The sequence below is a fragment of the Streptococcus sp. 2022WUSS083 genome (genome assembly GCF_044427155.1).
GTDB classification, from domain to species: domain Bacteria; phylum Bacillota; class Bacilli; order Lactobacillales; family Streptococcaceae; genus Streptococcus; species Streptococcus hashimotonensis.
In genome coordinates this window covers 88,897-113,441 of the sequence record NZ_JAOTGK010000002.1, presented here as the reverse complement: position 1 = coordinate 113,441, position 24,545 = coordinate 88,897, and the positions used below count along the sequence as shown (strand labels likewise).

The following is a 24,545-nucleotide window of genomic DNA, read 5'->3' as shown; positions in this document are numbered from 1 at the left end:
CCCTCGCTTGTCTTTGATTTTGGAGGTAAACTATGCTTGTCACTTATCCAGCTTTATTTTATTATGACGATACAGACGGAGCTAACGCCCCTTATTTTGTCACTTTCCCAGACTTTGAACATTCAGCAACTCAGGGCGAAGATATGGCAGACGCTATGGCAATGGCTAGTGATTGGTTAGGTATTCATCTAGCTGATTATATTGAGAATGGGCGTGATATTCCCACTCCTACCCCTATTAACGCTTTATCATTGGCTGATAATAACCCTTTCCGTGATGATAAGGACATAGAGCTAGTTTATGACCCTAGCAAGTCTTTTGTATCTATGGTTATGGTTGACGTTGCTGAGTATCTAGGCAGTCAAGAGCCTGTAAAGAAAACACTAACTATTCCACGTTGGGCGGATACTTTAGGGCGTGAGTTAGGGCTAAATTTCTCACAGACCTTAACAGACGCTATTGCAGATAAGAAAATTCATGCTTAACACTATCTAACTTATATGATAGGGCTAAACCAGTACACTAAAACAGGTAACTGCTAAGGTGTAAGGTTAGCCCTATTTTGTATTTTTACACAATAAAGGAGTAATTTTAACATGGCTAAACCTAAAGAAAAATGGACACCAATAATAACCCACATTGTCCCTAAAGATACTGAACTAGCAGACGGCACAATATTAGACAAAGAAACCACCTTATCACAAGAAGAATTTTCTAAAAATCCCCCTGTTATTCCAGACGGACATCCTTTTTATAATATTTGGGCTAGGATAATTAGAGAGAAGATAGAAAAGGGTGAGCTATAGCACCAAGATACAGTAGAAAACAGTAAAATACAGTAGATTTGCGCGTGATAATTGCTTGAAATTGATTTGTCAAGGTCAACAAAATTGATAACCACGCGCATTTAAGCTACTTAATTTACGGTTGATAAAATCCCAATACGGTAAAGTTTTAACCTTTTCCAATTTGGAAACAGTTATCTATCTTTTAAAAATGGCATATTGTGAGAAATAACTAACTTGTGCCAGCTATCCGTGGTATAATATATTCACAGCTGGAGGCTTGCATAGTCTAGCCGATTAGGGAGAGTTAACCCGTGAGGTCATACACTCCCTTTTTTGGTATAAAATAGCTATCAGCAAGACATCAGATAACTAAAAAGCACCTTATCAAGTGTACTTAAGATTTGCTTTTGTAAAGTGAATATGATAGCATGAAAATATAGTATCCTTTACAGGTTCCACCGCTATTCTGATAGCAAAGGAGCGGAATATAGTGCGACATTGAATGCCGCTCAGTGATAAACGTACCAGCCAATATGTCGTTAGTTTTGCTGGTGTCCCCTGTTGGTGGTTGAGGGGATAGTGAGGAGGGGTATCCCTCTTTTTTTGTATGGTAATTAAGAAGACCTGAAAAAAGCACCTTGTGGGGTGCTAGTTCCTGCCTGCTGAACTCGTAAATTATTGACCTATTTTAGGTCTTTTTTTACTCCCCTTTTTGTGGACTTTGGGAGAATATTAAAGGTCATTTGTGACTATGTTTTTTCAAAAAGTCCACAAATTCAGAGGCTATAAACGCCTATTTCAAGCCATTCCTAGACATTTTCCAAAATCTCTTCAAATGTCATGGTTTTCTCCTTTGTTGTCTATAAATGTTGATTTAATAAGGTTTCTGTAACCTTGTAATGCGTTGATTTAGTAATTTGTTCACCCTCGTATTCACCCTAGAGATTATTGATGGCTTTTTTGTAATATGAAACAGCATCTTTTTTCTGCAGGTCATCTTCTGTCTCCTATTTTACTGGATATTCCGTTTAAACAGGGGTGCTTCTTGCTAGAAAGCAGAAAATATCCATAATTTGATTAAAAAGAAACAAATAGGGATGAATTCGAGCGATTGAAAGGTCAATCGGTATTCTGATATACTTTCCTTGCCCCTTTGGGATAGAAAGGGGGTGAAGTGTTCTAATGGAACTTTTTATCATCACGTTTGTTGCTCCTTTGCTGGTATCTATCCTGACAGCATTGTTTGAGTATTGGCTCAACTCACGCAACAAATAACCCTAGGGCATAGCTTTAAATAGCTAAGAGCCAAAAAGAAAACCCTCAACGCTGGCACGTTGGGGGCTTTTTGTGTTCCTTTAGAACTACTTATCATTACTTAGAGTATAGCACCCCTCTATTCAATTGTCAAATAGTTTATTTACGTTAGCTATTCATAGACTATCTCTAAATTGGCAAAATATAGTCTAGTATCAGAATACCCCCGCAGTTTACCTGACACGAGGGACTAGCATAACGCGCCGAAGGTGACTTCTTATTTCCAGTCTATCAATCGAACCCTACAAACCTCACTCCATTATACCAAAATATGCCGTCTATTTCTTTTTCCCCACCAACAAAACCGCAGTTCCAATCCAAAAGGCCATAGCTGGAAGAATCACCAACATCAGATTGAGCCAAACGGGAACGGTCATGACCATATTTACTACACCGCCAACAATCATGAAGAGATAGGTCGGTAAAAAGACATAGCGGACTAATTTTTCCTTTTGGAAAAATAGCAGAGTGAGACCGAGCAAGGTGAGTGGTACTAGAAGCCCCCAGCCAGTCAAGACTAGGTCAGGTTCCTTGGGCATTGCCCAGAGACGAAGTCCGCAAATCACAAGAAAAAGAAGGGGAATGCAGAGAAAGCTTGCCCATATCTTGATTTTGCTAGTCTGGTAAATCAAACCGCGAATGACGAGGAAAATACCAGCGGGGAGGAGGAGGCTAAGTAGCGCGTCGCAGATCAAACCCAGCCAGTTGAGGGAGATGGTTCCCGTCCCTGCAAAATCCATCAGCCATTGGCTACCAAGGTAAATAATGAGCATGAGGCCACTCAGGTTTGCGACTTCCCTGAAACCAATCGGAGGGAGGTAGCTGAGTAGGTCATCCGCCATCTGCTTGCTGTCTTTGCCTAGAAAATCCTCCGCTGAAAGCCCGTCTTTTTGGGCTTCAAGAACATCTTGGTAAATGGATAAGAGCTGGGCAGTCACTGCTTCTTCCTGCCTGTGAAAGACAGAGGCAATCATCATATAGCCATTGATACGGCCCATGTATTCCTTGTTTTCCTTGGTCAATTGGCTTTCAATCACTTCAATCTGCTTGCGGTATTCCATTTGTTTGCTCATCCTACTCTCCTTTCAATCGCTGAACCTTTTGGACCAATTCCGTCCACTGGCTCCAAAAATCTTCTAGATAAGCCTTTCCCTGGTCTGTCAGATAAAAATACTTCCTGTCGGGTCCATCTGGCGAGGGCTTATTCTGACTAAAAATCAGGCTATTTTTTTCTAACTTCTGAAGGAGTGGATAGACCGTTCCTCCGACCATGTTTTCAAAGCCCTGATTTCTCAACTCCTGAACCAGCTCATAACCATAAATCTCCTTCTGGCTGATTATTTGTAAGACACAGCCATCCAGGACTCCCTTGAGCATCTGGGTTTCTTTCATAACTCCTCCACTTCCTCTACAAAAAATCCAAACAGCAAGCCTGACGCTAACATGGTGCCTAAGATCAAAATAGAATCCAAGGCCCAACCTGTTATAATCGCCGTCACAATCGTGATGCCTGCAATTTCCCATTCTTCTCTTACTTTTTTATCCAATTTCATTTTACTACTCCTATCTAGTTTGTAATACCAACTAGTCTGATAAAAATAAAAGTGATTTTCTTTGTCTTCTATCACTAGTTTGTTTTACCTATTAGTTTTGTACCTATAGTATAACACAAGGTGGCTAGTATGTAAAACAAAATAGTGAAAAAAATTAAAAACTTGGGTTGCCCCAAGTTTACGAAATAATCTGTTTATAAGACCGTGTAGTGATGGCATAAACCACAAGGTACAGTAGAAGATAGCCACCACAGATGCCTGCTGTCACCTGCAACATAAGCCCTGCATTAACCACGCCGATAGACAAAAGAATGGACGATAGCATCTTGTAGGCAAAGGCAAGATGGACAAAGGCAAGTAGGATAGGTAGGAAAAAGACGGTCAGCAATTGCTTGCGAATGGACTGTCTCGTCTGATCCTCATCCAGACCAACCTTAGTCATAATGACGAAGCGATCTCTGTCTTCATAGCCTTCTGAAATCTGTTTGAAGTAAATCACCAGCACCACCGCCATCAAAAAGATGAGCGATAGCAAGAGTCCAATGAAGAAAAGTGACCCAGCAAAGCTGAAGAAACCACGCATCGCATAGGCACGATAGGACAGACTAATCGAGTTGGTACCATCTGGAAGAATATTAGAACTCCACAGTTCGCTTTCAAAGTTTCCAAATACGAAACCATCATAGCGTTCTACCTGTTCTTCTTCTGACAGACTGCTTTCAAAGCCCATATAATAGCGATTCTCAGCTTGATTTTCAAAAACAGCCAAGTCTTGAACAACAATGACCAGATACTGGCTGAGAAGGAAGGAACCATGGTCTGGCAGATGGCCCAAGGTCACATTCTTGGGCAAGACTTGGACAACTTCCATTTCCTTTTCATCAAAGGTGAGGGTTTGACCAGCTTGATACTGGACTCCCTTACTAAAAATTGCCACTTGGTCAGATGCCAACTGGAGTTTTTCTCCCGTCATCTTTTCATAGCTGGCTTGATCAAGGACTAAACCGATCCCAACTCGGTCAGAGAAAGCCATACCAGCAGCTTCTTCATCCGTCAAAAATTTTATTTGCTGATTTGTCACCTCAGAAAAATAGGCTTGCTGATAAGGATAGACTACCTTACTTTCAACTGGAATATCTGTCTCTTCCAAGATAGCTTCCGCCCACTCCTCCGTTTGTTCTTTTGAAGTGGTTGGTTGCATTCCAACATCGATCGAATAGTCATTTGGATTTTGATTGGCAATATAATCTTTGCCACCGATGTATATATTAAGTCCTCCAACCATAGTTACCAAGAACATACTGGAGAGGATGGTAATGGTCGCAAGGCCCAGAGCATTTTTCCGCATGCGAAAAATCAAGTTGGATACAGAAATAAAATTCTCAGGCTTGTAGTAATAGGTCTGACGGTTCTTTAGCCAGTTTAAGAGACTGATAACACCTGCTTGGAAAAGCAAATAAGTCCCAAGGATAACCAGAAGAGTCGCTCCAAAGAAATTCGGAACCGCCTGAAAAGGATTGGTCACTAGCTGGGCAATGGCATAGCCTGACCCCAGTAAAATAATAGCTAAGAGGGTTTGTAGCCAGAGGAAGCCTGTTTTCTTATCCCCACGCTTCTTGCCCTGAACTAGTTTGAGCGAGTCGGTCAAGCCCAACTTCCCAATATTAAAGAGGCTGACCAAGGCGAAAATACCGAAGAGATAGATAAGTACAGTGACTAGACTTTTCAACTGGAAGGTTGAAGCCAGGACCACAGGCATCTGCATGGCTTTCAGCAAGAGCGCATAGAAGAGTTTATCTAGAGCCAGTCCCAAGAGCAAGCCAGATAGAATGGTACCGACTGAAAATACCAGATTTTCTAGGAAAGTCATCAAGAGAAGGTGTTTTTTCTCCAAGCCTAGGATACTATAGATACCGAACTCTTTTGACCGCTGCTTCATGACAAAACTATTGGCATAGAAGACCATGATGGCAACTGCCAACATGACTACAATCATACCGAAGCCCAAAACCATGGTTACCCCATTGGCTCCCTTGACCTGACCTAAATCAGGATGGAAGGCAAGCGCGGTGAAAATATAGGCAATGGCTGTGGACAAGATGGTCATCAGGGCATAGGGAAAATAGAGCCTGCAGTTCTTTTTGAGATTGGTCAGAGCCAATCGAAAGGTTAGTCCAAACATATTACTCACCTCGATTCGCCATGACTGTCAAGGTATCTGAAATCAGTTGGTACATCTCCTGATTGTTTCTTTCACCTCGGTAGATTTGATTGTAGAGGATCCCATCCTTGATAAAGAGGACCCGTTTGGCGCGACTGGCTGCCGCTGTTGAATGGGTTACCATCAAAATGGTTTGCCCATCTTGGTTGATTTTTTCAAAAATATCGAGAAGGGTTGCCGTTGATTTGGAGTCGAGGGCTCCAGTCGGTTCATCCGCTAAGAGGATTTCTGGCTGGGTGATGATGGCACGCGCCACCGCAACTCGTTGCTGCTGACCGCCTGAAAGCTCGTAGGGCATCTTGTCTTGTAAGGTCGCAATTCCTAGACTATTCAGTGTATGAACCAGTCGCTTGTTCATCTCATCAATCGGATAGCGGGACAAAACCAGAGGCAAGAGCACATTGTCCTTGACCGAGAGGGTGTCCAAGAGGTTGAAATCTTGGAAGACAAATCCCAATTTCTCCCGACGAAAGGCAGCCGCTTCCTTGCTCTTGATAGCTTGAGTATCCAAGCCATTGAGCAGGACCTTGCCCTGCGTTGGCTTATCAAGGGTTGCCAAAATATTAAGCAAGGTGGATTTTCCAGAACCTGATTCCCCCATGATGGCGACATATTCCCCCTTTTCAACTGTAAAATGAATGTCTTTCAAGGCTTCAACCTGACTGGCTTGAAAGCGGGTTTGGTAAATTTTTTGAACGTGTTGTACATCTAAAAGTGTCATCTTACTGCCTCCTTTTCTTTTTCTACCCCCATTCTAGCCCATCCTCCGACAAGCTGCCATAGATCTAGCTTTCATTTGCGTGACAGTTTTGTAAGATTAGTCAAAAATCAACTCCACTTCTTTGATGCCAATTCGCACTTCTGTTCCCCACCCCACTTTGGAGCTTAGTTTGAGGGAATAGCCCAGCTCCGTAGCGATTTTCCGGGAGAGATAAAGTCCCAGACCCGAAGACTGCTGGGTTCTGCGACCATTGAAACCTGAAAAACCACGCTCAAAAACCCGCTCCAAGTCACTCTCTGCAATCCCTATTCCTGTATCACGAATGACCAACTCATCTCCGTCGAGAGCAATCGAAATTCTTCCCCCCTGACAATATTTGAGGGCGTTGGATAAAATTTGCTCAATCAAGAGACCCAGCCAGCGTTTGTCGGTCTTTACTGTCCTATCCAGCTGTCCCAAGTCCAAGCTGGTATTGCCCTGGATAAAAAAGAGGGAATATTTCTTGACCAGACATCTGACCAGCTCTTCCAAATTGACAGATTCAATAACCAAATCATCATGGAAGGATTGTAAACGGAGGTAGTTCAAGACCAAACCTGTATATTGTTCGATTTTAAAAAGTTCTGATTCTAGCTGATGACGGACTGAACTGCTGTCCACTTCCTTGGCCAAGAGCTGACTGGCTGCAATAGGCGTTTTCATTTGGTGGGCCCACAGGGTGTAGTAGTCATCTAATTCTGTCTGTTCCTGACGTTGTTTTTCCAGCAGGAGCTTGTTTTGGACTTCTAGTCGCTCCACTCTCTCCTGCAAACAACGTTCACTGGCTGTCTCAGTAACTACTTTCTGACCACGCCAGATTTTTCCAAAACGGGAAAATTCCCTGACAAAATCCAAGAGGAGGGCAAGGAGCCAACAAATGCTCAGGAGGATGAGGGCATAGAGAACCAGGTCCCTCTCGATGTCAAAGAGACTACTATAAGCCATAATGGTCGTGGCAAAAAGACCGTAGCTAACTAAAAACAGCCAACGATGATGGAACCAAGTGGGTAAAAATTCTGATACTAGTGAGCTAAAATTATCCTTATTCATGTGTCCACACCAGGCCGTAGCCCACTCCTTTCTTGGTGGCAATCAAATCTGGCAGACCCAGTTCTGCCAACTTTTTACGCAGGCGAGCAATGTTAACCGACAAAGTATTGTCATCCACAAAAATATCACTGTTCCAGAGTTCTCTCATCAGCTCCTCACGGCTGACCACCTCCTTGCCATGCTCAAAAAGCACCCGTAATATCTGAAATTCATTTCGTGTCAACTCCTCTACAGCCTGTCCATATGACACCTGCATAGTCTTCAAATCCAAGGATACCTCTTCAAACCAGAGTAGACTTTGTTCACCTACAAAATCGTAAGTTCGCCGCAAAAGCCCCTGTATTTTGGCTAGGAGAACCGTCATTTCAAAGGGCTTGGTCACATAGTCATCCGCCCCCATATTGATCGCCATAACAATATCCATTGGCTGGTCATGGGAAGACAGAAACATAATGGGCACACGGGATGTCTTGCGAATTTCCTGACACCAGTAATAGCCATTGAAAAAAGGCAGGCCAATATCCAGTAAAATTAAATGGGGCTGAAACTCTTCCATCTGTTCCAAAACCATCTGAAAATCCTTGACCTCTTGCACCTGGTAACCCCAGTTTATCAAATTTTTAGCAACTAGTTGGCTAATCGTTTTATCGTCCTCGATAAGAAGAATTTTCTGCATAACTATCTCCTTTCATATCCCTACTATTTATTATAGCTTACATTGGAACAAATTTGAGTATTTTTATACATTTACACAAGAAGTAGACTATAAAACCAGGTCATCAGTGGTGCAAATTTGTCATTCCCCACATATTTCGTTATACTAGATAAAAAAGGAAAGGATTGCCATGCCAAATTTATTAAATTACATAGAAGAAAGCCAATACGATAATTTTTATGATAAACCTATCAATAAGCTGGATATTCTGGCTCTGACCGAACTTTCCTACCTCCCTTTTGATAATCTGGTCCCCTACTCTTTTACAGAAAATGGTGTGCGACTTGATCGGTTGGCAACGGCCTTTGAAGAGGCCTACAAAAATAATTTCCCTCCCTTTTCTATGGTGACCAAAAACCGCCTAGCCTTACTTGGACTTCTAGCCAAATCCAAACGCTTCAAATCTATCAAGGCATTTGGCTTCGTTGACGATTATCAGTTGGAACAGGAAAAGCAGTTTTCAGCAATCAGCTATCGCATTGACCGAAAAACGATTGTGACTTGCTTCAGAGGAACAGACGATACCATTATCGGTTGGAAGGAAGATTTCCACATGACCTATATGGATGAAATTCCTGCCCAACGTGCAGCGAGTGGCTACTTAGAAAAACTTATGATGCAGCAGATGGGCCATTTTTATCTGGCAGGTCATTCGAAAGGCGGAAATTTAGCCCTCTATGCAGCATGCCAGCAAGCTATAGACCAACAGGATAGAATCCTAGCTATCTATCCCTTTGATTCACCTGGCTTACACAAAAAACACTTGGAAGCACCTAGTTACCAAGCTATTCACCAACGGATTTTCCCTGTCATTCCCCAGAATTCAATTGTCGGTATGATGTTAGAAACACCAGAAAATGCTCAAATCGTTCAGAGTAATACCCTCGGCATTCTACAACACATCAGTTTTTCTTGGGAGGTTGACGGAAGCGACTTCAAACTAGCCCCTGCCCTGACCAGCGATAGCCTACAAACCGACCAAGCCTTAAAAACTTGGACGGCTAGTTTAACAGACGATGAATTACGAGACTTCTTCGATTTGTTTTTCGGCATCTTCATCAAAGCAGGAATTGAACGTTTTAGCGACATCACGGTAAATCCCCTACAGAAATTACAGGAAATTGATCGACTGAGAAAAGAAGTAGCTCCAGAAGAAGCTGAGATGATGGACAAACTCATTCGGCTACTCTTTGATACCCGCTACCAAATTTGGAGGGACAATATTAGCACCTCCATTCCAAGCCCTGAAATCTCCCTGCCAGATTGGCGGAAACTTTTCCAAAGAACTACAGCTGAAGATAAAGAAAACTAGCTCAACCACTGAGCTAGTTTTCTTTATCGAATCTTCTTAAAAATTGGGATAATTTTTCTAATCCTTTGATTAGAGTTTCTTGTTCACAGGCAAAACCTAGACGGACATAGCCGTCACGTTCAAACCGATTACCAGGAACTAGGAGAACACCATGTTCTTGCAAGAGTTGCAAGCAAAAATCTTCCATAGGCATATCCACTGCAATCTTGACAAAGCTAGTGGAAACAACCGCTGGACGGATATAGGAAACGAGGGGTTCTTCCTCAATCCATTGGTCCAAAATTGCTAAATTTTCTTCTAAAATGCGCCGATTTCGTTCTAGAATTTCTTGATAATGGGCCAAAGCTAATTGAGCCACCAGATCGTCAAAGACACCTGCACAAATCATAGTGTAATCCCGATAATCTCTCAATATATCTGTCACTTCAAGATTGGCGGCCACCCAACCCACGCGAATACCTGGCAGAGAATAGGTCTTGGATAAGCTATTTACAGCAATTCCTTTATCATAGACTTCTATAATAGATGGCACATCCAGTCCAGAAAAGGAACGATAGACTTCATCTGATAGGATGTAAGCACCAACTTCACCAGCAATTTCCGCCAATTCTTCCAAATAGGTCCTATCCATGACAGCACCAGTTGGATTATTGGCATTGTTGATGCAAATCATCTTAGTGTTAGGACGGATGAGTTTACGCAGTTTTTCCAAGTCTGGCAACCAGCCATTTTCCTCCTCAATCTGCCACAAATCCACTTCTGCTCCCAAAGACTTTGGAATATCGTAGAGTTGTTGGTAGGTCGGATAAAGGGAAATGACATGGTCTCCTGGCTCAATCAAACCATAAAGAACTAACAAGTTTGCCCCTGTTGCCCCGTTGGTCTGGAGAATTTGTTCTGGCTTGACGCCTGTATAGAGTTGACTAACTGATTTTTTAAATGCTGGCGAACCTTCTATCCAGCCATAGTTGAGCTTGGTTCCCTGCAATTTCTTATAAAAATCCTCAGGATTGGTTCCCGACAAGGCAAACAATTCTTCCAAAGTCAATGAAGAAATAGACACCCCTGCTATATCATAAATCGCGCTATTTTCATGGACATTCAGCCATTCCTCAACGCCAAAACGTGGTAATTTCATAAGACTTCCTACTTCAATTTAATCTTTCCCTATTGTACCATATTCTTTCAACAATTGTATAAATATGCGATATATCATAAAAGGAATATTTTTACAATTGAAAAAGCAGACTTTCTCAAACGAGACTGCCTGCTCTGCTTTTTTCCCTTAAAACTTCCCTAGATTCGTCAAGTCTTTTTTGTCTGGCATGACTTCCTTGTTGTCCCAGTGCTCGACAATCTTACCGTCTTTGAGGCGATAGATGTCAAAGTGAGCGTAGTTCTGACCTGCAATCCAGACTTTCGAATAAGCCACCACATAGTCACCCTGTCCCATCACCTTAAAGACAAAGTCGTAGTTGACTTGACTCTCTACCAGATAGTCCTTATAGGCTGCACCGCCTTGAGCGATTTCTTGGTTGTGCTGAATCAGATCAGTTGCTACATAGTCGTCAAACTTCTCGATTTCCCCATTTTGAAGGACATCGACCAAGAAACGACGGACGATTTTCTTGTTGTCCTCGGTCTTATCTAAGTCAGTCAGCTCAAAGTCTGCGTAAATCGGGTCTGTTTGGCCAATGGTTTTTGGATAGGCATCAATGACATCCCAATGCTCGACGATACGACCATTTTCATCTGAACGGAAAATGTCCGCCGTCACCCACTCAGCTTCACCGTCATTGAGTTTCTGGTGGACATGGACGAAGACAAAGTTTCCGTCTTCAATGGCACGAACAATGCTGATTTCCCGCTTGGGATTGCGTTTGAAAAAGTCCTCAAAGAAAGCCGCAAAGCCCTCTTTCTCATCAGGTACACCCGTACTGTGCTGGGTATAGCTGGCTCCCATATAGTTTTCATGAACTTCCTTGATTTCGCCATCGCGAATGCCACGAAGGTAAAGATTTTTAGCGTTTTCTAGTTGATGTGACATAGTATTTTCTCCTATTTTAACAATCCTTCTTGTTCTAAATATTCCCTCGCCACTTGCTCTGCCGACTTACCTTCCACATCGACCGCATAGTTCATCTGGGTCATTTCCTCGGTCGAGATTTTGCCTGCCAAGACCCCTAGGACTTGCTCCAACTCGGGATATTTCTCTAAGGTTTCTTTGGACAATAGCGGAGCGGCCTGGTAGGGTGGGAAGAGCTGTTTGTCGTCTTCCAGGATTTTCAGCTTGTAGGTGACCACCTTGCTGTCTGTAGAATATGCTTCGATAATCTGCACATTACCACTCTTAATGGCTTCGTAGCGAAGGGCTGGCTCCATAGTCTTGACATTGAGTTGAAGATTGTAGAGATTTTTTAGACCGATATTACCATCTTCGCGGTCGTTAAACTCTAATGAGAAGCCTGCGACAGCTGTCTGCTGCACTTTTGCCAAATCCGAAATCTTTTCAATCCCATTTTTCTGAGCATAGTCTTCTGTCACTGCCAAGGCAAAGGTATTTTGGAAGGCCATTGGTGCTAGATACATTAGACCATCCTGCTCCAAAATCGCCTCTTTGGCATAAGTGTAAACCTCATCAGAATTAGTAGATAAATCCATTGATGAATTTTTCAAAAGAGTACTTGTAATGGTCCCTGTGTACTCAGGATAAATATCAATAGAACCTGATTTGAGTGCTTCATAGAGGAAGCTAGTCTTTCCGAAATTAGGTTTTATCTCCACCTTGATGTCTGTCTGGTCTTCAATCAACAACTTATACATATTGATGAGAATTTCAGGTTCTGCACCGAGCTTCCCTGCAATGACCAACTGTTTTGTGGAAAAGTTAAGCATGGGAACATAACTAGCTCCAACAGTAAATAAAGTCACCAATAGAGCCAACAAAATTGTCTTGGGTTTCTTGTCCTGCAACAGACGAATGCCGTAACCAAAAAGTACTGCAAGGACAGCCGACGATAACGCACCAATCAAAATCAAGGCTGAATCATTGCGGTCAATTCCAAGTAGAATAAAGGAGCCAAGGCCCCCAGCACCCACCAAGGCCGCCAGAGTCGCCGTTCCGATAATCATAATGGAAGCCGTCCGAATCCCTGACATCAAAATAGGCATGGCAAGTGCTAACTTAAATTTTTTCAACTTCTCCCATTTATTCATACCAAAAGCGGTTGCTGCTTCTTCCAGGGAAGGGTCGATTTCTCCAAGGCCTGTCAATGTCCCCTGCAAGATAGGAAAGATAGCATAAATGACGAGTGCTACTACTGCTGGCAAGGTTCCAATTCCCATAAAAGGAATGAAAAGACCAAGCAAAGCAAGGGATGGAATAGTTTGGAAGATACCTGTTATTTGCAGACTCCACTCAGTCAAGCGTTTTTTACTAGATAGAATCAGTCCCAAAGGTACTGCAATTGCAATCGCAATAATCAAAGCTAGAAGGGAGATGCGAAGGTGTTCAAAAAGAGCGATTCCCCACTCATCCTTACGTTCTATAAAGGTTTCAAATAGGTTCATTACATACCTCCTCGAGCTCTGATAAATTCCTTGACAAAATCATTGGCAGGATGATTCCTCAATTCATCAGGACTTCCTAATTGCACAACTTGTCCATCTTGCATGAGACAGATGCGATCCGCCAATTTAACCGCCTCATCCATATCATGGGTAACGAAAACCGTTGTCATCTTGAATTCCTCATGTAATTCCTTAATCAAGTCCTGCAACTGAGCCTTACTGATTGGATCCAGAGCTGAGAAAGGTTCGTCCATGAGTAACACTTTCGGATTGGCAATGATGGCCCGCAAAATCCCGATCCGCTGTTTTTCTCCTCCAGACAAGTCCTTGGGCAAACGATCCAGATAGCTGTCTGGTTCCAAGCCAACCTTGGTCAAGAGCTCTCTCGTCCTCGTCAAGGTTTCTTCCTTGCCCAAACCTTTCATTTCAGGAATAAGAGCAATGTTTTCAGCTACCGTCATATTTGGAAAAAGGGCTATCTGCTGAAGGACATAACCTGTTTCCAAACGTAAGTCACGCAGGTCGAAATCCTTAAGTCGCTTACCTTGAAAAAAAACCTCTCCCTCGGTCTGCTCAATTAGACGGTTAATCAATTTCAACGTAGTTGTCTTTCCGCTACCACTCGGTCCAATCAAGACAAAGAACTCCCCTTCTTGAATATCAAAGGTCAAATTTTTCAAGATTGGTCCGCTAACCTTACAGGTCAGGGATACATTTTGATAATCAATCATCATCTTCTCCTTTTAAAATAGCCATGAGACTCTGACTGTAGCGCTGAATTAATCCTAGCATAAGCTCCTGTTCCTCCTGACTGAGTTGAGACAGCGCCTTATTTTCCGCCTCCTCTAAGGGATCCAAAATGCGACTAGCAAATTGTTGCCCCTCCTCTGTCAATTTAATTTTTTTATGTCGCTTATCTGCTGGATTCTCCTCTAAAACTACCAGGCCTCCATCCAAAAATTTCTTTACAGTAGCATTGACAACTTGTTTGCTTGAATAGGTCTTCTTACTGACCCAGTTTTGCGTCACACCTCCGGGATTATAATAAATCCACATGAGAATGGATAAACATTTTGCATTGAGTCCATGCCGGCGAGCGTAGCCCTCATAGAGCCCGACTTGCTGGTCAAACATACGAGCGTAATCCTTACTTCTTTTCCTAACTTCTGTCATCGTTACCCTCCCTATTAAGCACAATCACCTTGCCAAAAGCCTCTGGTCCCTCCAAATAGCGGTGAGCCTCCTGAATGGTATCCAAACTAAAAATCTTCTCAGGACCAACTGGCAACCTGTCTGGCTCCGTCGTTTCCTCGACCACTCCGACCAATTCAATCCCTAAAATTCTCGGAAAGACAACGCTTGGTGACAAGCCTTGTCTGGTAAAAATCTCCGAATGATTGATACCAAACCCTTTGATTTTTACCAAGGACCAGCCTGTTTTAACCTGTGGTTTGGCTACTTCTCGTACCTCCAAAACCTCTGGACCACCTGCTTTTGAAACCACAACAGCTTTCATAAACTGTCCTCCTTCATCAAATTAGTCAAAGTTTTTTACCATTTTATCAAAAAAAGAAAATTAGTCAATCGCTTTGACTAACGTTTAAGTAATTTTTGATAGTTTTCTTTATCCTCATCTTTGAAAACATTAAAAATTACATTGATTTCTGGATGTTCTTTGATAAAATTCCGAACAGTTCTGACCGCAATCTCCGCAGCCAACTGGTTGGGGAAACGAAACTCACCTGTACTGATGCAGCAAAAGGCTATACTGGTCAGCCCCTTTTCCACTGCCAATTCCAAACTTTTTTGATAAGAAGAAGCCAGCAGTGCTTCATCTTGTGGACGGACCTCCGCCTGAATAATCGGCCCAACCGTGTGAATGACATAGTTGGCTGGCAGATTGTAGGCTGGCGTTATTTTTGCCTGACCTGTTGCTTCCAAGTGCCCCTGAGCCTTCATGAGTTGGTAGCAAGCCAGCCGCAGTTGAAGACCCGCCTGCGAATGAATGGCATTATCAATACAACGATGATGAGGCACAAAGCCCCCCAAGAGCTGACTGTTTGCCGCGTTGACAATAGCATCTACCTTCAAACAAGTAATGTCGCCCTGCCAGAGATAGATCTGCGGCTCCACCTCCTGTAAGTCGGAAAGGCCTGTCACCCTTTTCTGAGTTAATCTTTCCTGTAAATAGGCATCTTGCAGGCTCCAAAACTCCGCCGGCATGACCTTGGGCTCCCAGATGTTCATCAAGGCTCGCAAGACCCATTCCTGCTCTTCCCGGGTCTGAGGCAGGTCTAGGTCAGGTACAAGATAAGCAATCAATTTTTCTAGTCTTTCCATGCTCTGATAACCTCCTGCATATCTTGGTTGATGGTGATAATGCCCTCACGTTCTGGGTCTTCCAGATTAAGCCGAATCAGACTGGCATTTGGCAGGGTCTGATTCAAGCGTTCAAAGGGAAACTTGATAATGGTTGGCGTGTTGAAGCCCACACCCAGTTCCAAAAAGACAATTTTCTTGTCAGCATTGCCCTGCAAAAAATCCAGATAAGCCTTTTCTTGCCTGTGCCAATTAGCATCTTCGACAAAACGATGGTCAATTCTCAAGCGGCTCATCATGTCTGCCCCACACTTAGGACATTTGGGAATATCTTCACTTCTAACCTCCAAACCCTGACGATTGGCAAGCAGAATTTCCAAGGCTGTTTGGTTATTATAAACGCCATCATGACAAGGCACCGAGCATTGAAACTCACCGTAATTTCCCTGAACTTCAAAGAGTTTTTCTTTGTCAAATCCCGCCTTTTCAAACTGATTATCTACGTTGGTGGTAATAACAAAATAATTCTTATCTCCCACTACCTCATACAAATCCTGATAGAGTGGCAAACTGCCTGTCTGGTAACGATTGAGATAGAGGTGCTGGCTCCAGTAGCCCCACTTCTTCTCCTCAGTCGTAAAGGGATAAAATCCAGCGGAATACATATCTGTCAGCCCATAGGTCTTGATAAAAGGGGCAAAATGTTTCTCAAAACGTTGGCCTGAGTAGGTCAAACCCGCAGCACTGGACAGACCAGCACCTGCTCCAATCACAATCGCATCCGCTTCTGCAAGCAATTTCTTTGCTTGGGTCATTTTTCTATCTTCCATCATATTCACCCTCTTTCTGTCTTCTTTCCTTGCTTTTTTGCAGCTCTGCCATTATACTAACACTAACAGTATATTTTGGAAAGTATGCACCTTAAAGTAGGGTAGTTACCTCAAGGTAAGAAATGTATACTTTCAAGGAAAAATAGACTGAAGTTTTTTGAAAAAAATTTTTGGAGGAAACCATGACCAGTAAAAAATTACCGCAAACTCTACCAGCCTGTCCTGTCGAAACGACCTTGCTTTTGATTGGCAGTAAGTGGAACATTCTCATCCTACGCGATTTGATGGATGGCACCAAACGCTTTAGCGAATTACAACGTTCCATTGGCTCCATTAGCCAGAAGGTCCTGACTAGCAACCTGCGAGACCTTGAAGCAAAAGGCATTGTGAAACGCCAGGTCTATCCAGAAGTCCCGCCCCGAGTAGAATATTCTCTGACAGAACTAGGGCACTCTTTGAAACCCATCCTTGATTCTATGTGGGACTGGGGAGAATGGTACAAAACACAACAAAACTAGCCTAGAAAATTCTAAGCTAGTTTCATTTTATCCTTCAACTGTTTCTGAGGCAGTTTCGCTTGCTACTTCTGAAACAGTTTCTGATACCACTTCAGTTTGAACATCTTCGATATCAATTTCAATATCTTCAGACACAACTACAGCATCCTCAATATCTTCTTCTGTCAAATCCACTGTCGGAGCTTTAGCAGTTTTTGCCTTGATAGCTTCCAAAATGTCAGCCGTTGACAAGTTTTGTTCCGCAATTTTTTCCTTGATTTGCTCAAAGGTTTCCAAGGATTTTTCCTTACCAGACTTGACCAAATCTTCTACTGTCAACTCACCAGTTTCAAGTTGAGTTTTTACTTCAGTAAATCGTTCAGTCGCTTGTTTGCCTAAATCTTGTGCCTTAGTGACAAAATCAGCATTGATTTCTTCATGGTTTTCTTTATAGTCATTAGCAAAGTTTACAACTTTTTCTTTGACTGTTTTACCAGTTTTACTTGCTAGAAAAGCAGCTGCAGCAGCTCCTCCTGCTGCCCCTAACAAAAGGCTAGTCCACACGCTACTAGATTTTTTTACCATTTTTTTCTCCTTTCTTACCTAAGAGAGATGAGAGAGTTGACAGAGCTGAAAGAGCTCCGCCGGCTTTTACAGTACTTGCTCCAGCAGACTTAGCTTTGACCGTCAAATCACGCGCCGAAGCATTCAAATCAGATACAGAAGTGGACAAGTCCGCAACTGCAACGAAGAGGGGATCCAAGGTCGAAACCTTACCATTGACATCTTCCACCAGAACATTGGTTTTAGCCAAAAGCTCGTTGGTCTGATAGAGAGTCACATTGACATCGCTGGTCAAGACCTTAAGCGTTTGCTGGGCTTCATCTGTCACCGTACCCAGTTTTTTCAACAACAAAACAATATATACTGCCACCGCCGCGATGGACAAGGCAATAATCAAGACAGAAATTTCAATAATCATATCTTCTCCTTTAGGGTTGATAGAATGGAATAGAAGACTTTCTTCTCCGCAACACAACCATGATAATACCAACGAGGATTAACACCCCAGATAGCCATTGTGAAAAACGTATTCCCAAGAACATGAGGCTGTCCGTCCGCAAGCCTTCTATCAAAAGGCGACCACAACCATACCAGACTAGGTAGAAAGCTGTAATTTCTCCCTGTTTAAGGAATTTTGGCCGTCTACGTAACACACAAACCAAGCCAAAGCCTAGCAAATTCCAGAGAGACTCAAACAAGAAGGTTGGCTGACGGTAGGCACCATCAATATACATCTGGTCTCGGATAAAGGCTGGCAGGTAGTTCAAACTTTCTACTGCCTTACCATAGGCCTCTTGGTTAAAGAAATTTCCCCAACGACCTATTGCCTGAGCAATCATGACCGATGGCGCTACAATATCCAAAAAATCCAGGGTATTAATAAAGCGATACTGGGTAAAGAAATAAAGGACAATCGCACCTGTAATCAAACCACCATAGATGGCAATACCACCGTTCCAGATAGCGAAGATAGATAAAATGTTATCCTTATATTCACTCCATGAAAAGGCGACGTAGTAAATCCGTGCCCCTATGATAGAAAGCGGAAATGCGATTAGAATAAAATCTAAAATATCATCCTGACGAATTTTCTTTCGCGGCCCCTCTTTTGTCGCCAGATAAACACCTAGAATCAGACCAAGCAAAATGCAGATTGCATACCAACGAATTTCTAAGGGACCTAATTTAATCGCAATAGGATCCATATTAAGCCTCTTCTCTATTGTGTTCAATTAGATTAGACAAGCGTTCTTCGAAAATCTTCGTTGCATCAAACCCCATCTGTTTGGCACGGTAGTTCATAGCTGCTGCTTCAATTACGACAGAAATATTTCGACCGGTTTTTACAGGAATACGTATTTGTGGAATAGCAATTCCTGCTATTTCGATAGTATCGCCAGAGTTTCCCAAACGGTCAAATACCTTACCTGTTTCAAAATTTTCAAGATAGACAGCTAATTGCACTTCTGATGAATCTTTCACGGCACTAGCACCGTATAGACTCATGATGTCGATAATGCCGACTCCTCGAATCTCTAATAAGTGGCGCAGAATTTCCGCAGGCTCACCCCAGAGAGTGACATCGTCTTTTGCATAGACATCAACACGGTCATCAGCCACCAATCGGTGTCCTCGTTTAACCAACTCAAGACCAGTCTCACTCTTACCGATACCAGAATCACCCTGGATAAGCACACCCATACCGTAAATGTCCATCAAGACACCGTGTACACTCGTCCGCTGAGCCAGGCGACTATCCAAGTAAGAAGACAATTCTCCCGATAGACGACTGGTTGCTGTCTTGCTTCGACAGATAGCAATTTGTTTTTCTTTTGCAGCCTTGTACATCTCCTCAGGAATTTCCAAACCACGTGCTACTATGACAACAGGGGTTTCTGGCTGGAACATCTGAGAAAGAACCTGATAGCGGTTATGGGCAGTCATGGCCATCAAATAAGACCATTCCTTCATCCCTATCAACTGGATGCGCTCTGGAGCATAGTAATCAAAATAGCCAGTCATTTCCAATCCTGGTCGGGTAATATCTGCCGTCGTAATTTGCTTTTGCAGGAGCTCTTCTGTACTGTAAGCACATTCAATCCGCAGATTATCGACCAAATCTTTCACATAAACGGTCATTTCTTCCCTCACTTTCCGTTTTATTATATTATACCATAAGCAGGGGGTTGGGGGAAAAACAAGTAGCTGATTTGGTAAAAAGAATGAGTTTCTTTCTTTTTCTCACAAAATTAGCAAAACTTCCACAGATTAAATGCACTTCCCTCCCAGTGCTACATATTTCTAACAAATCTGTTATACTTTATATAGATTAATACTTACTACTAAGGAGAAAATCATGGAACCATTGTTTCTCACACCTGTTATGCACGAAAAAATTTGGGGGGGCAATCGCCTAAGAACCAACTACCACTACGACATTCCTAGTGAAAAGACTGGTGAATGCTGGGCTATTTCTGCCCATCCAAATGGCGTAACAACAGTCTCAAACGGTCAATATAAAGGAAGAGGACTGGATGACCTCTATAAGAATGAAAAACATTTATTTGGCAATCCAACCGATGATGTCTTTCCATTATTAACAAAAATTCTTGATGCAGACGATTGGCTCAGCGTTCAAGTCCATCCCGATGATAGCTATGGCTTGGCTCACGAAGGGGAACTGGGCAAGACAGAATGTTGGTACATTTTAGAAGCCGAAGACGGAGCTGAAATCATTTATGGTCACAATGCCCAATCCAAAGAAGAACTCCGTCAGCAAATCGAAGCTGGAGATTGGGACAAGCTGTTGACCCATGTACCCGTCAAAAAAGGTGATTTCTTCTTTGTACCAAGCGGCACCATGCACGCCATCGGTAAGGGAATCCTTATTTTAGAAACCCAACAATCTAGCGATACAACCTACCGTGTCTATGACTTTGACCGCCGTGACGATGCAGGCAACCTCCGTGAACTACACATTGAGAAATCGATTGATGTCCTGACCATCGGACCTGTTGCTAACTCAACACCTGCCCACCTCAAAGCGGGCAATCTTGACTCGACACTTCTGGTTGCCAATCCCTTCTTTACCGTATATAAATGGAATATCCAACAAGAAATCAAAATGGAACAGACAGTTCCTTACCTGCTTGTCAGTGTCATCGAAGGGGAAGGTGCCATCCAAGTCGGTGAAACCAGCTACCCACTTCAAAAAGGAAGCCACTTTATCTTACCAGCCGATGTGACAGACTGGACATTTACAGGACAAATGGAAATTATCGCAAGCCACACAAACTAAACATACAAAAAACTTGAGCCTTTAAACTCAAGTTTTTTGCATTATTCAAACCAAGACTTATTTATCTTTTCCGCTTCTTTTATCTTACGTGGACCTGTTCCATAGCGTTCCGCGTCCCTATCTTCCTTATAGGGTAAAAAATAAGCTGCTGCAATATAGAGAGCAATCAGAAGGAGGAAGGATTTGCCTAAGAGGAGACCTGCAATAAATATCGCGCGTGTTACCCAGGATTCCCAGCCCAATTTATGCGCTATGCCGGCAAGAACCCCAGATACTATCTTCCCCTGCCTTACTTTATATAATTCAATTGACATCTTTTATTCCTTTCACATAAAAGCCCCCTTGACCTGTTTGTACTTTCAAGAAAAGTAAATCATTGCCAGATTTTTCAAACTGATAGGGACTATTTTTCTTTTTCCGGTTAACCAAGACATGACCTGATTGCGACTCAATCTGCCCCCGAATTCCCTGACCTTTGCCAGTTTGTAAAGTCAAGGGAGCCTGAGCTAGTTGCACATACAAGTGTTGGGGATAACCACCGCAAGTCGTCAAGCGAATATCCTGTTGTTTTTTATCCCTTGAACTGCGGATAGAAATGTCTTCAAATGGTAAGTAATCCAAGCGAGCATCTGCCTGACCAAGTTCCAAATCCAGCACCGACATCCATTCCTGAGGCAAGTTGATTGTCAAACGACAGGCCAAGCTACTGTGAAAATAAAGCCCCTTTTTTTCAACATAAAGACGAGGAAGCTTATCTTCTGGTGCATCTTGATTGTAGCAAATCTCCACACTAATCTGATTATTTTTAGACTTAGCCAAAGTTAGACGTCCCTCAGATAATTTTAAAAAGAGTGATTCAATCCCTTCAAAACTATAGGATTGTTTCAATTTGGAGGAAGCAAAGACCTTAAAACTTGGCAAGGTAAAATTCAATTTTACTTTTTCTTCCACAAAAAGAAAGTCTGGTTCTTGATTCATTTCCTTAAAACAGGCACGCGCCTCTTCCTTGGTCAAGACACCTTTTTCATATAACTCAATTAAGCGTTCTTCTCTCTTTTGCGTCATAGACTCACCTCAATTCTACTCTAGTATATCACATTTCTCCACAAAAAAATCAGCCCGAAGACTGATTCTCTATTCTTTCAAAGTAAGTTTGCCCCTACACTTCCCACATCGGTATTTTTTTAGGTCAATGCGGCGCTTGCGCTGGTAGACTTGTCCACAGGACTGACAGCAGTAAATCAGACTAGGCTTGGCAGCTTGTTCCAGTTTGGGAGCATAGCGCAGGCCGTCCACCGCAGCCAACAATTCCTTGAAATCCCTGTCTCCGTGCCGATAGCCTTTCTTCTCAAAGTAGAGATGGTAGTGGCAGAGCTCGTGGCGGACAATCTTCCGAAAAACTTCTAAACCTTGCTCCTCCAAATGCTTGGGATTGAAATCCAAATGCCCATCCCTTGGAAAAAAGCGACCACCCGTTGAGCGTAATCGCCTGTTCCAGATTGCTACATGCCGAAATTCCTTACCGAAGTCTTGCAAGGAGACTTCTTGCACATATTTATTCAGATCCATTTGGTTTCAAAAGGCTAAGACCGATACGATTTCGTTTGATATCCACTTCGACCACCCAGACGGTTACGATTTCCCCAACAGCGAGGACTTCGCTAGGATGCGGTAAGGCTTGTTGGCGTCCATTTTTATCCCGTTTGCGTTTGACCATGCGTGAAATGTGAACCAAGCCATCTTCGTGGACACCGATATCCACAAAGGCTCCAAAGTCCACAATATTGCGGACCGTACCTTGCAATTCCTGTCCGACTACCAGGTCCTTGACATCCAAGACATCTTGACGGAGGACTGGTGCTTCAAAGTCATCCCGTAAATCACGACCTGGCTTGAGCAAGTCTGCGACGATGTCCTTCAAGGTTTCCTGACCAACACCGATTTTTTCTGCCGTATCTGCGATAGCAACCTGCTTCAATTTTTCCTGCGCAGCCTCATCTAAGTGGTCAATAGCTAGAAGTTCTAACAGGTTTTCCACAGCCTTGTAGGACTCAGGGTGCACGCCAGTATTGTCCAAAAAGTTAGTCGCATCTGGGATGCGCAAGAAACCAGCTGCCTGCTCAAAGGCCTTGTCACCCAGACGAGGCACCTTTTTAAGTTGCTGACGAGAGGTCAGAGCACCATTTTCCTCGCGGTACTTGACGATGTTCTCCGAAATGGTCTTGTTAAGACCAGCAACGTGAGCCAAAAGGGCAGGACTGGCCGTATTGACATTGACACCGACCTGGTTGACCACCGTATCAACCACAAAGTCCAGACTTTCAGACAGAGATTTCTGGTTGACATCGTGCTGGTACTGGCCGACACCGATAGACTTGGGATCAATTTTGACCAGCTCAGCCAGAGGGTCTTGCAGACGGCGGGCGATGGAAATAGCAGAGCGTTTTTCCACAGGGAGGTCTGGGAACTCGTATCGCGCCAGTTCAGAAGCTGAGTAGACAGAAGCTCCGCTTTCATTGACGATGACGTAAGAAACTTCTGGGAAGTCCTTGAGTAAATCAGCGACGAAAGCCTCCGATTCACGGCTGGCCGTTCCATTTCCGATAGCAATGATTTCCACTTGGTATTGCCCAATCAGGTCTGCCAAGTCTTTTTTTGCCTGAGCAATTTGTCGCTGACCAGCCGGCTCAACAGGATAGATGACCTGGGTTGTCAAGAGTTTTCCAATCTGATCCACAACCGCCAGCTTGGCCCCTGTTCGAAAGGCAGGGTCAAAACCAAGGACAATCTTGCCTTTTAGAGGAGATACAAGGAGCAGATTTCGTAGGTTTTTAGAGAAAAGTTGGATAGCTCCTTCTTCCGCTTCTTCCGTCAATTCTGTCCGAATACGGCGCTCCATAGCAGGTAGAATTTTCTTCTTAATAGCCTGCTGGATCACATCCTTGATATAGCTATTGGACTGTGGAAAACGTAGCTCAAAGAAACGAACCATTTTATCCACATTGTGTTCAAAAGTAACCTTTAGAACGCCTAATTTCTCACCGCGGTTAATAGCCAAGGTCTTGTAGCCTTGCATCTTCGCCACTTTCTCAGAGAAATCATAATAAATCTGAAAGACTTCTTTTTCATCTGCTTCTTGATCTTTTAGCTCTGAAGTCAGGCTTGAATTGGTCTGTACTTCATGGTAGACCCAGGCCCGAAGCTTATTGTCTTCTGAGATAGCTTCGACCAAAATATCCACAGCACCAGCCAAACAAGCCTGAGCAGTGTCAAAGCCCTCGCAGATAAAGCCAGCAGCCTGTTCTTCCAAGTCAGCCACATTCTGCAAAATCAAGCGAGCCAGCGGGAATAGTCCAGCCTCACGCGCCACCGTTGCCTTGGTCCGACGTTTTTCCTTATAAGGCAGGTAGAGTTCTTCCACATCTGCCAACTTTTCCGCTTCCTCGATAGCCTGACGGAGCTGGTCTGTCAATTTGCCTTGTTCTTCAATCTTGGCAAGGACAGTAGCCTTACGGTCAGCGAGAGCAGTCAAGGCCTTATCCCGATCAATGATAGACTTGATGACCACCTCGTCCAAGTTCCCCGTCACATCCTTCCGATAACGAGCGATAAAGGGAATGGTGTTGCCTTCAGCCGTCAAAGAGAGAACCGTATCAATCTGTTTTAAACTAACGCCCAATTCCTGAGCAATTTTCAAATATTTTTCTTCCATAGCTACTATTATAGCATGAAAGCGGTACAAATGACTCAATAG

The 24,545-nt window shown here is 43.2% G+C and carries 28 protein-coding genes and 1 pseudogene; 6 read left to right on the top strand and 23 right to left on the bottom strand.

The features are described from left to right. The first annotated feature begins 32 nt into the window (after positions 1-32). The 3 genes from ODU41_RS02525 to ODU41_RS02515 all read left to right on the top strand — a co-directional run bounded on the left by ODU41_RS02525 (position 33) and on the right by ODU41_RS02515 (position 2,063). On the top strand, positions 33-485 hold the full coding sequence (locus tag ODU41_RS02525) for a type II toxin-antitoxin system HicB family antitoxin (RefSeq protein WP_023371005.1): 453 nt from the start codon (positions 33-35) through the stop codon (positions 483-485). Positions 486-596: 111 nt separating this feature from the next. Next, entirely contained in the window at positions 597-806 is a 210-nt protein-coding gene (locus ODU41_RS02520) for a BOW99_gp33 family protein (RefSeq protein ID WP_009910447.1), read from the top strand. 1,164 nt (positions 807-1,970) lie between these two features. Beyond that, on the top strand, positions 1,971-2,063 hold the full coding sequence (locus ODU41_RS02515; RefSeq protein ID WP_109371243.1) for a type I toxin-antitoxin system Fst family toxin: 93 nt from the start codon (positions 1,971-1,973) through the stop codon (positions 2,061-2,063). Positions 2,064-2,380: 317 nt separating this feature from the next. Here the strand turns inward: ODU41_RS02515 and ODU41_RS02510 are convergent, their stop codons facing one another. The 7 genes from ODU41_RS02510 to ODU41_RS02480 all read right to left on the bottom strand — a co-directional run bounded on the left by ODU41_RS02510 (position 2,381) and on the right by ODU41_RS02480 (position 8,362). Continuing rightward, positions 2,381-3,175 carry a hypothetical protein gene (locus ODU41_RS02510; protein WP_398578611.1) on the bottom strand — a complete coding sequence of 265 codons (795 nt, stop codon included), beginning with the start codon at positions 3,173-3,175 and terminating at the stop codon, positions 2,381-2,383. Position 3,176: 1 nt separating this feature from the next. Continuing rightward, complete coding sequence (locus ODU41_RS02505) at positions 3,177-3,494, bottom strand: PadR family transcriptional regulator (protein WP_024384973.1); 318 nt, start codon at positions 3,492-3,494, stop codon at positions 3,177-3,179. Next, complete coding sequence (locus tag ODU41_RS02500; RefSeq protein WP_024384974.1) at positions 3,491-3,655, bottom strand: hypothetical protein; 165 nt, start codon at positions 3,653-3,655, stop codon at positions 3,491-3,493. The genes ODU41_RS02505 and ODU41_RS02500 overlap by 4 nt, the downstream gene beginning before the upstream one ends. Positions 3,656-3,833: 178 nt before the next feature. Continuing rightward, entirely contained in the window at positions 3,834-5,837 is a 2,004-nt protein-coding gene (locus tag ODU41_RS02495; protein ID WP_398578610.1) for an ABC transporter permease, read from the bottom strand. Position 5,838: 1 nt separating this feature from the next. Next, positions 5,839-6,597 (bottom strand): ABC transporter ATP-binding protein, encoded by a 759-nt coding sequence (locus ODU41_RS02490; RefSeq protein ID WP_024401113.1) that lies wholly within the window; start codon positions 6,595-6,597, stop codon positions 5,839-5,841. Positions 6,598-6,693: 96 nt separating this feature from the next. Further along, positions 6,694-7,686: a HAMP domain-containing sensor histidine kinase gene (locus ODU41_RS02485; RefSeq protein ID WP_024384977.1), complete on the bottom strand. Its 993-nt coding sequence runs from the start codon at positions 7,684-7,686 to the stop codon at positions 6,694-6,696. Next, positions 7,679-8,362: a response regulator transcription factor gene (locus ODU41_RS02480; RefSeq protein WP_024384978.1), complete on the bottom strand. Its 684-nt coding sequence runs from the start codon at positions 8,360-8,362 to the stop codon at positions 7,679-7,681. The genes ODU41_RS02485 and ODU41_RS02480 overlap by 8 nt, the downstream gene beginning before the upstream one ends. A gap of 169 nt (positions 8,363-8,531) precedes the next feature. Here ODU41_RS02480 and ODU41_RS02475 point away from each other — a divergent pair, with 169 nt between their 5' ends. After that, complete coding sequence (locus tag ODU41_RS02475) at positions 8,532-9,713, top strand: DUF2974 domain-containing protein (RefSeq protein ID WP_024384979.1); 1,182 nt, start codon at positions 8,532-8,534, stop codon at positions 9,711-9,713. A 13-nt stretch (positions 9,714-9,726) separates the two neighbouring features. Here the strand turns inward: ODU41_RS02475 and ODU41_RS02470 are convergent, their stop codons facing one another. The 8 genes and pseudogenes from ODU41_RS02470 to ODU41_RS02435 all read right to left on the bottom strand — a co-directional run bounded on the left by ODU41_RS02470 (position 9,727) and on the right by ODU41_RS02435 (position 16,435). Then, positions 9,727-10,851 (bottom strand): aminotransferase, encoded by a 1,125-nt coding sequence (locus tag ODU41_RS02470; RefSeq protein ID WP_248020386.1) that lies wholly within the window; start codon positions 10,849-10,851, stop codon positions 9,727-9,729. A 147-nt stretch (positions 10,852-10,998) separates the two neighbouring features. Beyond that, positions 10,999-11,760 carry a nuclear transport factor 2 family protein gene (locus tag ODU41_RS02465; RefSeq protein ID WP_248020385.1) on the bottom strand — a complete coding sequence of 254 codons (762 nt, stop codon included), beginning with the start codon at positions 11,758-11,760 and terminating at the stop codon, positions 10,999-11,001. Between the two features lie 11 nt (positions 11,761-11,771). Then, positions 11,772-13,283, bottom strand: a complete 1,512-nt coding sequence (locus ODU41_RS02460) for an ABC transporter permease/substrate-binding protein (RefSeq protein ID WP_248020384.1) — start codon at positions 13,281-13,283, stop codon at positions 11,772-11,774. Then, on the bottom strand, positions 13,283-14,014 hold the full coding sequence (locus ODU41_RS02455) for an ABC transporter ATP-binding protein (protein ID WP_002936747.1): 732 nt from the start codon (positions 14,012-14,014) through the stop codon (positions 13,283-13,285). Before ODU41_RS02455 ends, ODU41_RS02460 begins: the two co-directional genes overlap by 1 nt. Next, the gene (locus tag ODU41_RS02450; protein WP_024396153.1) at positions 14,007-14,456 is read right to left on the bottom strand and encodes a MarR family winged helix-turn-helix transcriptional regulator; all 450 of its coding nucleotides are present in this window, start codon (positions 14,454-14,456) and stop codon (positions 14,007-14,009) included. Before ODU41_RS02450 ends, ODU41_RS02455 begins: the two co-directional genes overlap by 8 nt. Before the next feature lie 82 nt (positions 14,457-14,538). Beyond that, positions 14,539-14,799, bottom strand: a pseudogene (locus ODU41_RS02445) (alcohol dehydrogenase catalytic domain-containing protein); the annotation flags it as partial. Positions 14,800-14,876: 77 nt separating this feature from the next. Beyond that, complete coding sequence (locus ODU41_RS02440; RefSeq protein ID WP_398578608.1) at positions 14,877-15,623, bottom strand: protein-ADP-ribose hydrolase; 747 nt, start codon at positions 15,621-15,623, stop codon at positions 14,877-14,879. Then, on the bottom strand, positions 15,611-16,435 hold the full coding sequence (locus ODU41_RS02435) for an SIR2 family NAD-dependent protein deacylase (protein WP_398578607.1): 825 nt from the start codon (positions 16,433-16,435) through the stop codon (positions 15,611-15,613). Before ODU41_RS02435 ends, ODU41_RS02440 begins: the two co-directional genes overlap by 13 nt. A 179-nt stretch (positions 16,436-16,614) precedes the next feature. Here ODU41_RS02435 and ODU41_RS02430 point away from each other — a divergent pair, with 179 nt between their 5' ends. Further along, the gene (locus ODU41_RS02430; protein ID WP_238710099.1) at positions 16,615-16,950 is read left to right on the top strand and encodes a helix-turn-helix domain-containing protein; all 336 of its coding nucleotides are present in this window, start codon (positions 16,615-16,617) and stop codon (positions 16,948-16,950) included. Positions 16,951-16,977: 27 nt separating this feature from the next. Here ODU41_RS02430 and ODU41_RS02425 read toward each other — a convergent pair whose 3' ends face one another. The 4 genes from ODU41_RS02425 to hprK are packed head-to-tail and all read right to left on the bottom strand — an operon-like array spanning position 16,978 to position 19,632. Then, the gene (locus ODU41_RS02425) at positions 16,978-17,514 is read right to left on the bottom strand and encodes a YtxH domain-containing protein (RefSeq protein WP_024376745.1); all 537 of its coding nucleotides are present in this window, start codon (positions 17,512-17,514) and stop codon (positions 16,978-16,980) included. Beyond that, the gene (locus ODU41_RS02420) at positions 17,498-17,908 is read right to left on the bottom strand and encodes a DUF948 domain-containing protein (protein ID WP_024376744.1); all 411 of its coding nucleotides are present in this window, start codon (positions 17,906-17,908) and stop codon (positions 17,498-17,500) included. The genes ODU41_RS02425 and ODU41_RS02420 overlap by 17 nt, the downstream gene beginning before the upstream one ends. 13 nt (positions 17,909-17,921) lie before the next feature. Then, on the bottom strand, positions 17,922-18,698 hold the full coding sequence (lgt, locus tag ODU41_RS02415; RefSeq protein WP_398578606.1) for a prolipoprotein diacylglyceryl transferase: 777 nt from the start codon (positions 18,696-18,698) through the stop codon (positions 17,922-17,924). Between the two features lies 1 nt (position 18,699). Then, on the bottom strand, positions 18,700-19,632 hold the full coding sequence (gene hprK / locus ODU41_RS02410; RefSeq protein ID WP_004194807.1) for an HPr(Ser) kinase/phosphatase: 933 nt from the start codon (positions 19,630-19,632) through the stop codon (positions 18,700-18,702). 217 nt (positions 19,633-19,849) lie between these two features. Between hprK and manA the strand changes: the two genes are divergently transcribed. Further along, positions 19,850-20,791 carry a mannose-6-phosphate isomerase, class I gene (manA, locus tag ODU41_RS02405; protein WP_029171923.1) on the top strand — a complete coding sequence of 314 codons (942 nt, stop codon included), beginning with the start codon at positions 19,850-19,852 and terminating at the stop codon, positions 20,789-20,791. Between the two features lie 41 nt (positions 20,792-20,832). On the opposite strand, the gene ODU41_RS02400 is transcribed toward manA, so the two are convergent. The 4 genes from ODU41_RS02400 to ODU41_RS02385 form a co-directional block, all read right to left on the bottom strand. Next, positions 20,833-21,105, bottom strand: coding sequence for a PspC domain-containing protein (locus tag ODU41_RS02400; protein ID WP_002936774.1), 273 nt, complete (start codon positions 21,103-21,105; stop codon positions 20,833-20,835). Beyond that, on the bottom strand, positions 21,095-21,856 hold the full coding sequence (locus tag ODU41_RS02395) for a hypothetical protein (RefSeq protein ID WP_012027536.1): 762 nt from the start codon (positions 21,854-21,856) through the stop codon (positions 21,095-21,097). The genes ODU41_RS02400 and ODU41_RS02395 overlap by 11 nt, the downstream gene beginning before the upstream one ends. 69 nt (positions 21,857-21,925) lie before the next feature. Next, a complete protein-coding gene (locus ODU41_RS02390) occupies positions 21,926-22,360 on the bottom strand; it encodes a SprT family protein (protein WP_318831267.1) in 435 nt (144 codons plus the stop codon). Next, positions 22,347-24,503: a Tex family protein gene (locus ODU41_RS02385; RefSeq protein WP_024411552.1), complete on the bottom strand. Its 2,157-nt coding sequence runs from the start codon at positions 24,501-24,503 to the stop codon at positions 22,347-22,349. Before ODU41_RS02385 ends, ODU41_RS02390 begins: the two co-directional genes overlap by 14 nt. Positions 24,504-24,545: the final 42 nt, after the last annotated feature.

Excerpts from the sequence above, each read along its gene's own strand:
- ODU41_RS02525 (WP_023371005.1), top strand. The coding sequence starts at position 33 with ATGCTTGTCACTTATCCAGCTTTATTTTATTATGACGATACAGACGGA.
- ODU41_RS02520 (WP_009910447.1), top strand. The coding sequence starts at position 597 with ATGGCTAAACCTAAAGAAAAATGGACACCAATAATAACCCACATTGTC.
- ODU41_RS02515 (WP_109371243.1), top strand. The coding sequence starts at position 1,971 with ATGGAACTTTTTATCATCACGTTTGTTGCTCCTTTGCTGGTATCTATC.
- ODU41_RS02510 (WP_398578611.1), bottom strand. The coding sequence starts at position 3,175 with ATGAGCAAACAAATGGAATACCGCAAGCAGATTGAAGTGATTGAAAGC.
- ODU41_RS02505 (WP_024384973.1), bottom strand. The coding sequence starts at position 3,494 with ATGAAAGAAACCCAGATGCTCAAGGGAGTCCTGGATGGCTGTGTCTTA.
- ODU41_RS02500 (WP_024384974.1), bottom strand. The coding sequence starts at position 3,655 with ATGAAATTGGATAAAAAAGTAAGAGAAGAATGGGAAATTGCAGGCATC.
- ODU41_RS02495 (WP_398578610.1), bottom strand. The coding sequence starts at position 5,837 with ATGTTTGGACTAACCTTTCGATTGGCTCTGACCAATCTCAAAAAGAAC.
- ODU41_RS02490 (WP_024401113.1), bottom strand. The coding sequence starts at position 6,597 with ATGACACTTTTAGATGTACAACACGTTCAAAAAATTTACCAAACCCGC.
- ODU41_RS02485 (WP_024384977.1), bottom strand. The coding sequence starts at position 7,686 with ATGAATAAGGATAATTTTAGCTCACTAGTATCAGAATTTTTACCCACT.
- ODU41_RS02480 (WP_024384978.1), bottom strand. The coding sequence starts at position 8,362 with ATGCAGAAAATTCTTCTTATCGAGGACGATAAAACGATTAGCCAACTA.
- ODU41_RS02475 (WP_024384979.1), top strand. The coding sequence starts at position 8,532 with ATGCCAAATTTATTAAATTACATAGAAGAAAGCCAATACGATAATTTT.
- ODU41_RS02470 (WP_248020386.1), bottom strand. The coding sequence starts at position 10,851 with ATGAAATTACCACGTTTTGGCGTTGAGGAATGGCTGAATGTCCATGAA.
- ODU41_RS02465 (WP_248020385.1), bottom strand. The coding sequence starts at position 11,760 with ATGTCACATCAACTAGAAAACGCTAAAAATCTTTACCTTCGTGGCATT.
- ODU41_RS02460 (WP_248020384.1), bottom strand. The coding sequence starts at position 13,283 with ATGAACCTATTTGAAACCTTTATAGAACGTAAGGATGAGTGGGGAATC.
- ODU41_RS02455 (WP_002936747.1), bottom strand. The coding sequence starts at position 14,014 with ATGATTGATTATCAAAATGTATCCCTGACCTGTAAGGTTAGCGGACCA.
- ODU41_RS02450 (WP_024396153.1), bottom strand. The coding sequence starts at position 14,456 with ATGACAGAAGTTAGGAAAAGAAGTAAGGATTACGCTCGTATGTTTGAC.
- ODU41_RS02440 (WP_398578608.1), bottom strand. The coding sequence starts at position 15,623 with ATGGAAAGACTAGAAAAATTGATTGCTTATCTTGTACCTGACCTAGAC.
- ODU41_RS02435 (WP_398578607.1), bottom strand. The coding sequence starts at position 16,435 with ATGATGGAAGATAGAAAAATGACCCAAGCAAAGAAATTGCTTGCAGAA.
- ODU41_RS02430 (WP_238710099.1), top strand. The coding sequence starts at position 16,615 with ATGACCAGTAAAAAATTACCGCAAACTCTACCAGCCTGTCCTGTCGAA.
- ODU41_RS02425 (WP_024376745.1), bottom strand. The coding sequence starts at position 17,514 with ATGGTAAAAAAATCTAGTAGCGTGTGGACTAGCCTTTTGTTAGGGGCA.
- lgt (WP_398578606.1), bottom strand. The coding sequence starts at position 18,698 with ATGGATCCTATTGCGATTAAATTAGGTCCCTTAGAAATTCGTTGGTAT.
- hprK (WP_004194807.1), bottom strand. The coding sequence starts at position 19,632 with ATGACCGTTTATGTGAAAGATTTGGTCGATAATCTGCGGATTGAATGT.
- manA (WP_029171923.1), top strand. The coding sequence starts at position 19,850 with ATGGAACCATTGTTTCTCACACCTGTTATGCACGAAAAAATTTGGGGG.
- ODU41_RS02400 (WP_002936774.1), bottom strand. The coding sequence starts at position 21,105 with ATGTCAATTGAATTATATAAAGTAAGGCAGGGGAAGATAGTATCTGGG.
- ODU41_RS02395 (WP_012027536.1), bottom strand. The coding sequence starts at position 21,856 with ATGACGCAAAAGAGAGAAGAACGCTTAATTGAGTTATATGAAAAAGGT.
- ODU41_RS02390 (WP_318831267.1), bottom strand. The coding sequence starts at position 22,360 with ATGGATCTGAATAAATATGTGCAAGAAGTCTCCTTGCAAGACTTCGGT.
- ODU41_RS02385 (WP_024411552.1), bottom strand. The coding sequence starts at position 24,503 with ATGGAAGAAAAATATTTGAAAATTGCTCAGGAATTGGGCGTTAGTTTA.